Here is a 13,534-nt window from a genome sequence, read left to right on the forward strand (position 1 = left end):
ACCCGACCACCGCCGTCCCTTCGGGACCCATGACCGAGAGGCCTCTGATCACCGTGTCCACCACCTCTTCCGCCCAGCCGACCGCCGCCGAGATCGAGGCCGCGCTGCTCTCCTTCCTGGAGGGCCGAGTGAAGGTGCCGGTGGCCCCCGACGCCGACCTGTTCGCCTCCGGGGCGATCACCTCTCTGTTCTCCCTCGAACTGGTCGTCCACGTGGAGACGGTGTACGGCGTGGCGGTCCAGGGGGACGAGCTGCGGATGGACAACTTCCGCAGCGTGCGGGCCATGGTGGCGCTCATCGAGCGGCTGCGGTCCGGGATACGGGACGGGGCCCGCTCGTGAACGAGGCGATGGAGCAGGCGGCCGTCCTCGCCACCGGTCTCGCCGAGGGCATGGCCGAGGAGTGGGACCGCCGCGCCGAACTGCCGCGCGAGGTGATTCGTGAGCTCGGCGCCAAGGGCGTGCTCTGCGCCGACGTCCCCGAACACTTCGGCGGCCTCGGCCTGAGCAGTCTCGACAACGGGCAGCTGATCGTCGCCACGGGCGAGGTGTGCAGCTCCCTGCGCAGCATCATGACGTCGCAGGGCATCGCCGCCTGGACCGTGTCCCGGTTCGGATCGGCCGAGCAGCAGGCGGACTTCCTGCCGCGCCTCACGTCCGGCGAAAGCGCGGGAGTGGCATTCAGCGAGCCGGGGGCCGGCAGCGACCTGGCCGCGATGGCCACCGAGATCACCCGGGACGGCGACTCGATCGTCGTCGACGGCGTGAAGACCTGGGTGACGGGCGCCCATTACGCGTCCCTGCTCGTGGTCTTCGGCCGGTACGGCAACGGGGCCGCCATGGCCGTGGTCCCGGCCGACGCCCCCGGAGTGAGCATCGAGCGCGTCCCCGACCCGCTCGGCTGCCGCGCGGCCGGGCACTCCACAGTGCGCCTCAGCGGCGTGCGGCTGCCCGCGGAGTACCTGCTCGGCGGTGCGGGGATGCCGGTGACCATGCTGGCGACGTCGGCGCTCACCCACGGCCGGATCTCCGTGGCCTGGGGCTGCGTCGGCATGCTGCGGGCCTGCCTGCGCGAGGTCGTACGCCACAGTGCCCGGCGGGAGACCTTCGGCAGCCCGCTCTCGCAGCACCAGCTGATCCGGCGTCATATCGCCGAGCTGCACGTGGGTGAGCGCACCGCGACCCACGCGTGTGAGCGCGCCAGCGCGGACTGGGACGCCAAGCGGCCGCAGCACACGTCGGCGGCAGTGCTCGCCAAGCACGTGGCCGCCGGGCAGGCGGCGCGCGGCGCGGCCAGCGCCGTGCAGGTGCTCGCGTCGGCGGGAGCCACGTCCTCGCACGTGGTGGCCCGCGCGTTCCGGGACGCCAAGCTGATGGAAATCATCGAAGGAAGCAACGAGATCAGCCAGCTGCTCCTGGCTGACGAGGCAATGACGGTGTGGGCATGACGAAGCGCGACGGGTACGGCGACGAGATCGGCCTGGGTGCCATCCACTGCCTGCTGCCGGACGAACGGACGAAGGTGGCCGAGCTGCCCGAGATGGGTCTGCTCGGCCACGAGGAAGCCGAGTTCGCTCGGGGCTCGGGCGTGGAGACCGTCGGCGTTTTCGACGGGCGCGCCACCGCGGGCCTCGCGGCCGAGGCCGTGCGCGGCCTCGGCCTGGCGGACGCCGACCACCCGGATTTGCTGATCCTGGTCAGCCCCCGCTCCCCGGACGTGCTGCTCGGTTCGGACGTCGGCCAAGTGCAGGCCGAGGCCGGCCTGACCGGAGCGTTCTCCTTCACCGTGGACGGCCTCGGCTGCACCGGGTCCAGCGCGGCGTGGGCCCTGGCCCGCGACCTGATCGCAGCGGACCCGGGCCGCGACAGCGCGGTGATCGCCCACGCCAGCCGTCCCACGGGGGCCGACCGGGTGCGCTACCCGGTCACCGTGATCGGTGACGGCGCGTACGCCATGACCATGGTGCGCGGTGGCCGCCCGGTGCTGCGGGCCCACCGGATGGAGAGCGACGGCACCTTCCACGACCTCTTCCGCGTCGACTACAAGTCCGCCCCCTGGTACGAGTGGCGGGAGGAGTGCCAGTCGGCGGACCGCTACCGGTTCGAGCTGGCCCTGCACAGCCGGCAGCGCCTGGGCCGCCTGGTCGACGAGGTGCTCGCCGACGCGGGGATCGGCAAGCAGGACGTCGCCGCGACGCTGATGCAGAACGTCACCGCAGGGGCGTTCGACTTCTACGAGACCCTGCTCGGTCTACCCATCCACCCCGTCTGCCGACGCCATCTCACGGAGCTCGGCCACCTGGGGGCGATGGACGTCGTGCTCAACCTCCAACTGCTGCTCGCCGAGGGCGGACTGCGGCACGGCGATCACGTGCTCGTCCTGAACAACAGCCCGGTCGCCGCCTGGGCCGCCACACTCTGGGAGATCTGACCATGTCGCAATCCGCAGCCGGGCCGACGCCGGCCGAAGCCGACCAGCCTCTGGTCAAGTGTCTGGTCTGGGACCTGGACAACACCCTGTGGCGAGGCACGATCCTCGAAGACGAAGAGGTCGAGCTGCCCGAGGAGATCCGGCGCACCGTGGTGGAGCTGGACGCGCGGGGCATCCTGCAGTCCGTCGCCAGCCGCAACGACCACGACCTCGCCTGGGAGCGGCTGGAGAAGCTCGGGATGGCCGAGTACTTCGTCCTGCCCCAGATCGGCTGGGGCCGCAAGTCGGACTCCGTCCGCACCATCGCGAGCCGGCTCCAGTTCGCCGAGTCGGTCGTCGCCTTCATCGACGACCAGCCCACCGAGCGTGCCGAGGTGACCTATGAGCTGCCCGCCGTGCGGACCTACGAGGCCGAGCGCGCCACGGAGCTGACGGGGCTGCCGGAGTTCAGCCCCGCCCATGTCACCCAGGACGCGGCGAACCGCCGTGCGATGTACCAGGCCGGCTTCCAGCGCGAACAGGCCGAGCAGGAACACGTCGGATCCAGCGAGGAGTTCCTCAAGTCCCTCGACCTGCGCCTGGTCATCGAGCACGCGGGCGACGAGCATCTGGCCCGGGTCGAAGAGCTGACGCTGCGCACGAGCCAGATGAACGCGACCGGCGTGCACTACTCGGACGCCGACCTGCGGGCTCTGCTCGCCGACCCGGACCACGACGTCCTCGTCATGAGCCTGACCGACCGCTTCGGCAGCCACGGTGCCGTCGGCGTAATGCTGCTCGAGCGCGGCAAGGAGAGCTGGCGCCTCAAGCTCCTGGCCACGTCCTGCCGCGTGGTCTCCTTCGGCACCGGTGCCACGATCCTGCGCTGGCTCATGGCCCAGGCGCACCACGCCGGGGTGCACCTGACCGCCGACTTCCGCGCCACCGACCGCAACCGGATCATGGAAGTGGCCTACAGGTTCGCCGGGTTCACCCAGCAGCCGTGCGTGGACTGCGGCCCGGCGGCCGGATCCGACGCGGCCGACGGCGCGGAAACCGGCATCCAGCGGCTCCATCTCGTACCCACCGCGCAGGACGTCTCGGCCACCATGCGGGTCAACGCCCCGACGCTCGGCGCCGACCGGATCCACTCCGTGCACGAGTGCTACGGCTACCGCGTGGAATGCTCGTACGACGTCGCCGCGCGCGGCGTGGTGCGGGACTTCTTCGGCCCGGCCGTGGCCGATGACGCCCTGACCGGGGCCCACAGCCGCACCGTGCGGCTCGGCTTCTCGGTGCAGGACGGGCCGTCTGCCGAACCCGTGAACCCGCCGCACAACCTGGACGTGATGACGGGCGACCCCATCGTGATCGACACGGCCAGCTCCCGCTGCGTGTTCGACCCGACGAGCGCCTCGGGTGAACTCACCCTGGCCCGGGCCGACCTGGAGAGCTCCGCCGTGTGGGGCAGGTGGATCCTCGAGCGCCTCTTCCTGTACCTCGTCTGCCGCTCCCCGCGCAGTTACCCGCTGCACGCAGGGGCCATCGAGGCCGAAGGGCGGGTCGCCGTCCTGACGGCCGCCGCGGGCGTGGGCAAGTCGACGTTCACGTACTGGGCGCTGCACCGCGGGGCGCGCCTGGTGGGCGAGGACATCCTGGCCAGGAACATGGACGAGCCCGGCGGTGCGGTGTGGGGCTACCCGCGCGCCCTGTACCTGACCCCCGAGATGATCGCCCGCAGCACGGCGCTCCAGGACGCGATTGCCGCCCCGATCGAGAACGGCGCCAAGTGCCGGGTCACCGTCCCCGCGGCACTGGAGGACCGGCTGCTGTCGCGGGCCCGCCCCTCCTGCCTGGTCTTCCTGGTCAGGGGCGAGGGCGGTGCACCGCGCGAGCTGGACATCGAAGAGGCCCTCGACCGCTGCCGCGAGGACTACGCCACCGCGAAGAGCGCCGAAGGCGTCGCCGCGGTGGAGGAGGACCTCAGGGAGCTCCTGGCGGGGCTGCCGCTGTGGGAGTTCGAGGTCTCCGGCGACCTGGACGAGAGCTACGACAGGCTGCACGCGGCCCTCGTCGCCCTGCCGACGAAGTCCGCCGAGTGACCAGGAGAACCATGCACGAGCTGAAGCAGGCCACCTCCCTCTACGAGGTGTTCGCCGGGCAGGCCGCCCAGCGCCCCGACACCGTGGCGATCACGGACGGCCCGCTCGACATCACATACCGCGAACTCGACACCGCGGCGCGGGAGTACCGCGCCGCCCTCGCGCTCCACGGCGTACGGCCCGGGGACCTGGTCGGCATCAGCCTCGAACGGGGCTGGGAAGTCGTCGCGGCGATCCTCGGCGTCATCGGCCACGGCTGCGGCTACGTTCCGCTGGACCCCTCGTACCCGGCGGACCGGCTCGCCTTCATGGCGCAGAACAGCGGCGTGCGCGCGGTGATCTCGGCGCCGGACAACGCCGCGCTGCCCGTCGGCGTCGACCGGGTGGCGCGCTCGGACAGCGATGCGGCCGCACCCGCCGAACCCCTTCCGAGGCCGGAGGGCACACCCGTCTACGTGATCTACACGTCGGGGTCGACGGGGCAGCCCAAGGGGGTGGCCGTCCCCGAGAGCGCGGTCCTCGAACTGTTCAGGTCCTGCTCGGACGGCCCGTTCGATTTCGGTCCCGACGACACGTGGACGCAGTACTTCAGCTACAGCTTCGACTTCTCCGTATGGGAGATCTGGGGCAGTCTGCTGTTCGGCGGGCGGCTCGTGATCGTGCCGCCGGAGACCGCCCGTCGTCCCGCGGCCTTCCTCGAACTCCTCGCCGAGCAACGGGTCACGGTGCTCAACGCAGTCCCGAGTTTCTTCAAGTACATGCCGAAGGCGTACGAGCGTGCTCCCGTCCCGCTCTCCCTGCGCTACGTGGTCTTCGGCGGCGAGCAGCTGGACCCCATGTCGGTGCGCCGGTGGATGCAACTGCGTCCGGGCGCCGAGACGTTGGTCAACATGTACGGGATCACCGAGACGACCGTGCACACCACGTTCGGCGCGCTCACCGAGGACCGGGTGGCGTCCGACGGGTCCGGCACCTGGATCGGGGAGCCGCTCGCGCACCACCGGATGGCCGTGCTGACTCCGGAAGGGCGGCCGGCGCCCGAGAGCGAGCCGGGCGAGGTGTACATCGCGGGCCTGGGGCTCGCCGACGGATACTTCGGGCAGCCGGACCTGACGGCGGAGCGGTTCCCCCGGCTCAAGCTGGCCGGCGACGACGAGACGCGCACCTGGTACCGCACGGGTGATGTCGCCCGGCGGCTGTCCGACGGCACGTACGAGTACCTAGGCCGCAACGACCGGCAGATCAGCCTGCGGGGGTTCCGCGTCGAACTCGGCGAGGTCGAGGCGGCCCTGCGCGCCGAGTCCGACGTCCTCGACGCGGTCGTTCTGACCGAGGAGACCGCGGGCGGTGAGTCGCTCCTCGTCGCCTATGTGGCCCTCGCCCAGGACCGGACGGCGACGGAGCAGCTCACCGCGCAGCTGCGCGAGGCGTGCCGCAAGCGGCTGCCCGCGCACATGCTGCCCAACCGGATCGTGGTGGTCTCGGAGATGCCGCTCGCCCCGTCGGGGAAGCTCGACAGGGCGCGGCTCGCCACCGACAGCGGGTTGCGGGTGGCCGTGCGATGAGTCTGGAGATCGAGCGCAAGTTCACGGTGGCGGACGGCTGGCAGGTGCCCCCGGGTACGACCGGGGAGCAGCTGCGCCAGGCCTATCTGTCGCCGCAGGGCGCCCCCGTGGAATTCCGGGTCAGGTCCCGGCGGGACGCCCGCGTCATGACGGTGAAGACCTTCGACGCCGCTTCGGGTGCCATGGTGCGCCAGGAGGTCGAGTTCGAGATCGACGACGCGGTCTTCACGCAGCTCTGGGAACTGGCCGGCGGCGACTGCCTGAGCAAGTACCGCTGGAATGTTCCCCTGGAACACCACGTGGCGACCGTCGACGAGTACGACGGGACCCTGGCCGGATTGCGCGTCGTCGAGGTCGAGTTCGGCAGTCTGGAGGAGGCCAGGAGCTTCCAGCCGCCCGACTGGTTCGGCGAGGAAGTGACCGGCAGCCCGGCCTGGAGCAACCGTGAACTCGCGGCTTCGGCACCAGCGGTGCCCGACGAACAAGGAGAGACCCGATGAACCGGCACGTTGCGTTCGAGCGACTGCACAACTTCCGTGACCTGGGCGGCTACCGCTCGGCCGACGGCAGGATCGTCGCCTGGCAGACGCTGTACCGGGCCGACTCGCTCGGCAAGCTGCAGGGGGCCGACTGGGAGCGCTTCCTGGCGCTCGGCGTGCAGACCGTCATCGACTTGCGCTATCCCTGGGAGATCGAGGCCAAGGGCCGGGTACCCGAGGCCGAGCGCTTCCACTACGTCAACCTGAGCATCGAGCACCAGCCGTACGACCAGGCGGAGATCTCCCCCGACGTCGACCCGTGGCGCTACCTCGCCGACCGGTTCGCCGAGGTCACCGAGGACGGGGCCGAGGAGATCCGGCAGGTCCTGGAGCAGATCGCGGAGGCCCCCGGCCCCGTCGTCTTCCACTGCACGTCGGGCAAGGACCGCACCGGGCTCATCGGGGTGTTCGTCCTCACCTTGCTCGGCGTGGACCGCAAGGACGTCCTCGCGGACTTCGAGCTGACGGAGCTGGCCACGGAGCGCTTGCTCGCGGACTGGCACACCGCCAACCCCGACCGGGTCATGAAGTGGCCCGGCTACGGACGCGCTCCCGCAGAGATCATGGACCTGGTCCTGGCCGACCTCGAATCCCGCTACGGATCCGTGCACGGCTACCTCAAGGACCGGGTCAAGCTCACGGACGGCACGGTCGACCGGCTGCGGTCCCGGCTCCTCACCGGCGGGGACGCCTGACGCATGCCCGGGACGAACCTGACGGCCCAAGAGGCCGAACACCGCTCTCACGCGGTCACCGTGGACACGTACGACATCGCGCTCGACCTGCGTGACGCCGCCGGCTCCGCCACCTTCCCGTCGGTGACGGAGATCAGCTTCGACTGCGCCGACCCGGACGCGCCGGTCTTCCTCGACCTGCGGGCTCCCGAGGTCCGGGAGGTCGTGGTCAACGGCCGTGCCCTGGCCGCGGACCTGGTCTTCCGGGACTCCCGGATCGAGCTCTCGCACCTCGTGGCCGGCCGCAACGAGGTGCGGGTGGTGGCGGACTGCGCGTACACGAACACCGGCGAAGGGCTGCACCGCTTCACCGACCCGGTCGACGGCAACATCTACCTCTACTCCCAGTTCGAGGTCGCTGACGCCCGGCGGGTCTTCGCGTGCTTCGACCAGCCGGATCTGAAGGCGCAGTTCCGCTTCACCGTGACCGCGCCCGCCGATTGGACGGTGGTCTCCAACTCGGCCGCCGACACCGTCGCAGAGGCCGGCGACGAGGACGGGGACGTGCGCCAAGGGGACGCCACCGTCTGGTCGTTCGGGCGGACACCCAGGCTCTCCACGTACGTCGTCTCCCTCGTGGCCGGCCCCTACCACGCCGTGCGCGCGGAGCACCGGCGTGGCGACCGCACCATCCCGCTCGGCCTGTACTGCAGGAAGAGCCTGGCCGAACACCTCGACCCCGACGAGATCTTCGCGGTGACGCGGCAGGGCTTCGACTGGTTCGAGGACCGGTTCGGTCACCCCTACCCCTTCGAGAAGTACGACCAGATCTTCGTCCCGGGCTTCAACGCGGGGGCCATGGAGAACGCGGCCGCCGTCACGTTCCACGAGAAGTACGTCTTCCGCTCGCGGGCCACCGAAGCCGCCCACCGCAAGCGGGCCGCGACGATCCTCCACGAGCTCAGCCACATGTGGTTCGGCGATCTGGTCACCATGGCGTGGTGGAGCGATCTGTGGCTCAACGAGTCCTTCGCCACGTACAGTTCGTTCGCCTGCCAGGCGCTCGGGCCCGACCCGCGGTGGGCCGACTCGTGGACGACGTTCGCCAACCACCAGAAGGCCAAGGCGTACCGCCAGGACCAGCTTCCCTCCACCCACCCCGTCGTGGCGGAGATCCGCGACCTCGACGACGTCCTCGTCAACTTCGACGGCATCACCTACGCCAAGGGCGCCTCCGTCCTGAAGCAGCTGGTCGCGTACGTCGGCATGGACGCCTTCTTCGAGGGCGTACGCGCCTACTTCGCCGCTCACGCCTACGGCAACACGCGGCTGAGGGACCTGCTGGGGGCACTGGAGGAGGCTTCGGGGCGCGACCTGGGCACCTGGTCCAAGCAGTGGCTGGAGACCGCGGGGATCAATGTGCTGCGGCCCGAGATCGAGACGGACGCGGACGGCATCATCACCGCCTTCCGCATCCGCCAGGAGGCAAAGGACCTGCCGCCCGGCGTCCCCGGCGAGGCGACGCTGCGCCCGCACCGCATTGCGGTGGGCTCCTACACGCTGGACGGCGAGAACGGGGAGCTGCGGCGCACGCACCGCACGGAACTGGACGTCGCCGCCGCCGCGTACACGGATGTACCCGACATGGTGGGGCGCCGCCGCCCCGACGTGGTGCTGCTGAACGACGACGACCTCAGCTATGCCAAGGTCCGCTTCGACAACGCGTCCCTGCGCGCTCTGACGCGGCACCTCGGCTCCTTCGCCGACCCGCTGCCCCGCGCCCTGTGCTGGGCCGCGGCGTGGGACATGACGCGGGACGGAGAGCTGGCCGCCCGGGACTACCTGAGCCTGGTGCTCTCCGCGATCGGCTCGGAGAGCGACATCGGCGTCGTGGAGTCACTGCACCGCCAGGTCCTGCAAGCCCTGAAGCACTTCACCGACCCCGCCGAGCGCGTGCGCCTCACGGCCGACTGGGCCGGCGCCGCCCTCGAACGGCTGCGCGCCGCCGAGCCCGGCAGCGACCACCAACTCGCCTGGATGCGGGCCTTCGTCACGGCCGCCCGCACCGACGCGCACCTCTATCTGCTCGCCGCGCTCCTCGACGGAGCGACACCGGTGCCCGGGCTCGCCGTGGACGCCGAGGTGCGTTGGGCGATCGTGGTGCGCCTGGCCGCCGCCGGACGCCTCGACGAGGACGGCATCGCGGCCGAGCAGCGCCGTGACCCCACACCCGCGGGCGAGTGCCACGCGGCGACGGCCCGTGCCGGCCGGCCCGACGCGGAAGCCAAGGCAGCCGCCTGGGCGGCCGTGGTGGACCGCGGCGACCTGCCCAACCAGCTCCAGCGGGCGGTCATCGCGGGCTTCGCCGAGACCCTCGACCCCGCCCTGCTCGCGCCGTACACCGACCGGTACTTCGAAGCGGTCCTCGGCGTGTGGGAGACCAGGAGCCACGAGATGGCCAAGCAGATCGTCCTCGGTCTGTACCCCGCAGTGGCGGACGGCCGCACCGCGCTCGACAGGGCCGAGGCCTGGCTGGAGCGCCACGCCGCGGCCCCGCCCGCGCTGCGCCGCCTGATCCTGGAGCAGTACGACGACGCCGGGCGCGCCCAGCGAGCACAGGCCACCGACCGCGCCCGGAGGGGATAGGCATGCGAGAAGACCTTTACGAGTTCTACGGGTACCAGGTCGCTTGCACGGCGCCCCCGGAAGCCGAGGCCGTGGTGGGCAGGCTCTTCGGTGCCCCGCTGCGGACCGGCGAGGTGGCCCGGTCGCCCTGGACGCCGCAGACCGTGCACCTGTCCATCGAGCTGACCGACACGGACCGCGAACCCGTGCCGCCGCCCTACTTCCCGGAGCACTGGGACACCTCGGACGTGGTCGTCCTCGACACCGGAAGCTCCCGGGCGGCGATCACCCCCGCGCGCTGGACGGTACGGGTGACGCTGGCACGCTCCGACCTCAACGACCCCATCGTGTGGGGCCGCTGGCTCGTCGAGAAGGCCTTCCTCGTCCTCACGCTCCGCTCCGACCGGCACTACGGGCTGCACGCCGGCGCGCTGTCCGTCGACGGCCGCGCCGCCCTGGTCACCGCGGGCAGCGGTGTCGGCAAGTCGACCTTCACGGCATGGGGCCTTTTCAAGGGCGCCGACTTCGCCGGCGAGGACGCCATGATGCGGCACATCGACGACACGGAGGGCCGGTTCTGGGGCTACCCCCGCTGTGCCTACCTCGACCCGGCTCTGATCAAGAGCAGGCCGGAGCTCGCCGACGCGCCGGCCGCGCAGGTTCCCGCGCGCGACAAGAACCGCATCGAATGGCCCGCTCTCTACGAGAGCCGGTTGCGGCCCGCCGTACGCCCGCGGGCCCTGCTCGTGCTGACCCGGGACCACGAGACGGTCCGGCCACTCGAGGTCGACGCGGTACTCGACCTGTGCCGCAGCGACTTCGCGGCGGGCAAGGACAGCCCCGCCGTACTGGAGCAGGTGGAGAGCGACCTGCGCGTGCTGCTCTCGGACATGACAGTCCTCCAGTTCGGCCTCTCCACCGACCTGGACATCAACTTCGAACGCCTGGCAGCAGTGCTGCACGGCTGACACCGGACCCGCACCACCATGAACGAGAGAGTGATAGGCGACATGGGCCCCACGAACTGGAGCACCCTCACGCGTATGCCGGTCAAGGCGTACCACTACGAGCTCGACACCTGTTTCCGCGAAGGGTTGAGCGAGTGCCAGGAGGCCTTCGGCGGCCGGCGGGACGAGGTCCTTCACCGCTCCGCGCTGATGCTGGTCAAGCCCGACGGCGTGGCCACCGGGAAGCTCAAGGTCATCCTGGACTTCCTGACCGATCACGACTTCAGCGTCGTCGGCGCCGACATGTTCCACTTCAACCGGCACACCGGCCGTGAACTCTGGCGCCACCAGCACACGTTGGCCTCGCTGGACCGCCTCGCCGTCAACGACATCGTGCTGCAGGCCGGCCCCACCCTGATGCTGCTCCTGCGCAGCCACGGCAGCCACGCCGTCCCCGCGACCGTCCACCTCAGCTCGCTCAAGGGGAAGGCGGACATCTCGCAGCAGGCCGCGGACAGCCTGCGCAGCCTCCTGAAGCGTCCCAACCGGCTGTGCAGCATGATCCACTGTGCCGATGAGCCGGCCGACCTGGTCCGCGAGCTGAACCTGCTGATGGATCCCGCACCGCGTCACCGGCTGCTCGGCCGGCTGACGGAAGGCGTCCCGTCCCCGGCGGACGAGGAGCTCCTCGACCGGGCGCTGCACTCCGGCGAGTTCGGAGGGGTCAACCTCGACCGTGCGGCCGCCGCGCGGCGCATCGACGAGCTGGTCACGGAGCGCGCCGCCGAGCGTCCCGACCTCGCGGAGCCCGCGGGGCGGATCCGGGCGTGGCTGGAGGGTGCGGAGCGCGGTGAACTGCTGCCGTGGCGGGAGTTCGCCGGTGTCCTCGCCTCGCTCGAACTCAAGCTGGACGTCTGGGATCTCGCCATCGTGGGCGCCAGCCACATCCTGGAGGACGAGCCCGGCGCCATCAAGGTGATCGGCAATCCGGCACCCGGCTCCTGGCTCACGTGATCCCGTCCGTCGTGCGGCTCGCCCCGGGAGATGCCATGGCACTGCCTCCAGGGGTTCCGGTCCCGGTAGCGGGACCGGAACCCTCTCCCTCTCTGTTCCTGGTGCACGCCGAGGACTTGGCGGGGGAGTGGGAAGGTGCCCTGGCGGCGGTGCTCAGCGAGGAGGAGCGGGCCAGGGCCGCTCGGTTCCGCCGCAGTGAGGACAGGGACACGTATGCGGTCACCCACTTCGCGCTGCGGCTCGTCCTCGGCCGTCTCCTCGGCGTGGCCCCGGCCGCCGTGCCGTTCACCCGCCGGGCCTGCCCGGGCTGCGGCGAACCGCATGGCCGGCCGGGCGTGCCGGGCGATCCGCTGCACTTCTCCCTGAGCCACAGCGACCACCTGGGACTCATCGCCGTCGCCACCACGCCCGTGGGCGTGGACGTGGAGAAGACCGCGAGTGCCGAGGCGGCGGCACCGCTCGTCCCGTCCCTGCACCCGACCGAGTGCGCCGAGCTGGGCAGGCTCCCGGAGTCCGAACTGCCACGGGCCTTCACCCGCACCTGGTGCCGGAAGGAGGCCTACCTGAAGGGCATCGGAACCGGTCTCTCGCGTCCGCTGTCGGAGGACTACGTCAGCGCGACACCGGAGCCGGCCGCCCCGCCCGGCTGGCAGATCGCCGATGTTCCCCTCGGCGCGGACGACATGGCCGCCGCCGTCGCCGTCGCCGTCCATCGCCACCACATCTGATCCAGGAAGGCCCCCACAGTGCGTGTTCGAACGACCGCCCAGCCACAATGGTGGTCGCGGCTGCGACCGTACGGGGAGCCCGTGCCCGTACCCCGCGCCCGGCTCCTCGTCGTGCCGCACTCCGGCGGTGGCCCCAACCGCTATCTGCGGCTGTTCGGTGATCTCCCCGACGACGTGGAGATACTCGGGCTCACGCTCCCGGGCCGGGAGCGCCGCAGGACGGAGTCGCCCGGTGCCACCCTGGACGAGGTGCTCACCAGCCTCGCGGCGATCCGTCGGCCCGAACTGCCCACGCTGATACTCGGCCACAGCCTGGGTGCGACGCTCGGTCTCCACCTCGCGCACGCCCTCGGCGAGCACTGCGTCGGTCTGATCGCGTCAGGGCAGGAGCCTCGCGACGGAATCGGCTGGCTCTCCGAGCACTCCAGCGACGAGGACGTCCTGCGGCTGCTCGAACTCGGCGGGGACATGCCGTCCGTGATCCTGGAGGACTCGGGATGGCGCACGGCCCTCTTGGACAACCTGCGCGCGGACCTCAGGCTCGGCAGGGAGAGCGCCGAGCGGAGCAGGGGCATGCGCATCGACGCACCCATCACCGTGCTGTGCGGACGAGAAGACCGTCTGGTCAACCAGGACGTGCTGCCGGGGTGGGGCGCCCACTCGGCCGCGGAGTGCGAGGTGCACGTCTTCCCCGGCGGCCACTTCGCCCTCTTCGATCCCGTCAACAGGGCGCAGTACGTCGAGGCGGTCGAGCGCCGCTTCGCCGCGATCGCCGAATTCGCCGGCTGATGTCCAGATCCGCCCGGGCCTCCCGACCGCGACGAGTTTGCCTTTCCGGTGGCAAATGTCCGCAGCAGGGTTTCGCACGTCAAACACGAGCTTCAGTGCATGGTGATTGCGACGCAAATGGGCACGCTTATGGCGCAACACC

The 13,534-nt window shown here is 71.1% G+C and carries 12 protein-coding genes; all 12 read left to right on the forward strand.

Going from position 1 to position 13,534, the window contains the following annotated elements; genetic code table 11:
* Positions 1 to 29: 29 nt before the first annotated feature.
* The 12 genes from OOK40_RS17145 to OOK40_RS17200 all read left to right on the forward strand — a co-directional run bounded on the left by OOK40_RS17145 (position 30) and on the right by OOK40_RS17200 (position 13,392).
* On the forward strand, positions 30 to 341 hold the full coding sequence (locus OOK40_RS17145; RefSeq protein ID WP_266482093.1) for an acyl carrier protein: 312 nt from the start codon (positions 30 to 32) through the stop codon (positions 339 to 341).
* An 8-nt stretch (positions 342 to 349) separates the two neighbouring features.
* On the forward strand, positions 350 to 1,447 hold the full coding sequence (locus OOK40_RS17150) for an acyl-CoA dehydrogenase family protein (protein WP_266484383.1): 1,098 nt from the start codon (positions 350 to 352) through the stop codon (positions 1,445 to 1,447).
* On the forward strand, positions 1,444 to 2,430 hold the full coding sequence (locus OOK40_RS17155) for a 3-oxoacyl-[acyl-carrier-protein] synthase III C-terminal domain-containing protein (RefSeq protein ID WP_266482095.1): 987 nt from the start codon (positions 1,444 to 1,446) through the stop codon (positions 2,428 to 2,430). Before OOK40_RS17150 ends, OOK40_RS17155 begins: the two co-directional genes overlap by 4 nt.
* Positions 2,431 to 2,432: 2 nt before the next feature.
* Positions 2,433 to 4,511: an HAD-IIIC family phosphatase gene (locus OOK40_RS35275; RefSeq protein ID WP_323136070.1), complete on the forward strand. Its 2,079-nt coding sequence runs from the start codon at positions 2,433 to 2,435 to the stop codon at positions 4,509 to 4,511.
* Between the two features lie 11 nt (positions 4,512 to 4,522).
* Entirely contained in the window at positions 4,523 to 6,076 is a 1,554-nt protein-coding gene (locus OOK40_RS17165) for an amino acid adenylation domain-containing protein (protein ID WP_266482099.1), read from the forward strand.
* Positions 6,073 to 6,576: a CYTH domain-containing protein gene (locus OOK40_RS17170; RefSeq protein WP_266482101.1), complete on the forward strand. Its 504-nt coding sequence runs from the start codon at positions 6,073 to 6,075 to the stop codon at positions 6,574 to 6,576. The genes OOK40_RS17165 and OOK40_RS17170 overlap by 4 nt, the downstream gene beginning before the upstream one ends.
* Entirely contained in the window at positions 6,573 to 7,310 is a 738-nt protein-coding gene (locus tag OOK40_RS17175; protein ID WP_266482104.1) for a tyrosine-protein phosphatase, read from the forward strand. The genes OOK40_RS17170 and OOK40_RS17175 overlap by 4 nt, the downstream gene beginning before the upstream one ends.
* A 3-nt stretch (positions 7,311 to 7,313) precedes the next feature.
* The gene (pepN, locus tag OOK40_RS17180; protein ID WP_266482106.1) at positions 7,314 to 9,935 is read left to right on the forward strand and encodes an aminopeptidase N; all 2,622 of its coding nucleotides are present in this window, start codon (positions 7,314 to 7,316) and stop codon (positions 9,933 to 9,935) included.
* A gap of 2 nt (positions 9,936 to 9,937) precedes the next feature.
* The gene (locus OOK40_RS17185; protein WP_266482108.1) at positions 9,938 to 10,882 is read left to right on the forward strand and encodes a hypothetical protein; all 945 of its coding nucleotides are present in this window, start codon (positions 9,938 to 9,940) and stop codon (positions 10,880 to 10,882) included.
* An 18-nt stretch (positions 10,883 to 10,900) separates the two neighbouring features.
* A complete protein-coding gene (locus OOK40_RS17190; RefSeq protein WP_266482111.1) occupies positions 10,901 to 11,875 on the forward strand; it encodes a nucleoside-diphosphate kinase in 975 nt (324 codons plus the stop codon).
* 35 nt (positions 11,876 to 11,910) lie between these two features.
* Complete coding sequence (locus OOK40_RS17195) at positions 11,911 to 12,603, forward strand: 4'-phosphopantetheinyl transferase superfamily protein (RefSeq protein ID WP_266482113.1); 693 nt, start codon at positions 11,911 to 11,913, stop codon at positions 12,601 to 12,603.
* An 81-nt stretch (positions 12,604 to 12,684) separates the two neighbouring features.
* Complete coding sequence (locus tag OOK40_RS17200; protein WP_266482117.1) at positions 12,685 to 13,392, forward strand: thioesterase II family protein; 708 nt, start codon at positions 12,685 to 12,687, stop codon at positions 13,390 to 13,392.
* The last annotated feature ends 142 nt before the right edge of the window (positions 13,393 to 13,534 follow it).

The sequence above is a fragment of the Streptomyces sp. NBC_01481 genome (assembly GCF_026339995.1).
Classification (GTDB): Bacteria; Actinomycetota; Actinomycetes; order Streptomycetales; family Streptomycetaceae; genus Streptomyces.

Excerpts from the sequence above, each read along its gene's own strand:
- OOK40_RS17190 (WP_266482111.1), top strand. The coding sequence starts at position 10,901 with ATGAACGAGAGAGTGATAGGCGACATGGGCCCCACGAACTGGAGCACC.
- OOK40_RS17175 (WP_266482104.1), top strand. The coding sequence starts at position 6,573 with ATGAACCGGCACGTTGCGTTCGAGCGACTGCACAACTTCCGTGACCTG.
- OOK40_RS17150 (WP_266484383.1), top strand. The coding sequence starts at position 350 with ATGGAGCAGGCGGCCGTCCTCGCCACCGGTCTCGCCGAGGGCATGGCC.
- OOK40_RS17155 (WP_266482095.1), top strand. The coding sequence starts at position 1,444 with ATGACGAAGCGCGACGGGTACGGCGACGAGATCGGCCTGGGTGCCATC.
- OOK40_RS17185 (WP_266482108.1), top strand. The coding sequence starts at position 9,938 with ATGCGAGAAGACCTTTACGAGTTCTACGGGTACCAGGTCGCTTGCACG.
- OOK40_RS35275 (WP_323136070.1), top strand. The coding sequence starts at position 2,433 with ATGTCGCAATCCGCAGCCGGGCCGACGCCGGCCGAAGCCGACCAGCCT.
- OOK40_RS17170 (WP_266482101.1), top strand. The coding sequence starts at position 6,073 with ATGAGTCTGGAGATCGAGCGCAAGTTCACGGTGGCGGACGGCTGGCAG.
- OOK40_RS17165 (WP_266482099.1), top strand. The coding sequence starts at position 4,523 with ATGCACGAGCTGAAGCAGGCCACCTCCCTCTACGAGGTGTTCGCCGGG.
- OOK40_RS17195 (WP_266482113.1), top strand. The coding sequence starts at position 11,911 with ATGGCACTGCCTCCAGGGGTTCCGGTCCCGGTAGCGGGACCGGAACCC.
- pepN (WP_266482106.1), top strand. The coding sequence starts at position 7,314 with ATGCCCGGGACGAACCTGACGGCCCAAGAGGCCGAACACCGCTCTCAC.
- OOK40_RS17145 (WP_266482093.1), top strand. The coding sequence starts at position 30 with ATGACCGAGAGGCCTCTGATCACCGTGTCCACCACCTCTTCCGCCCAG.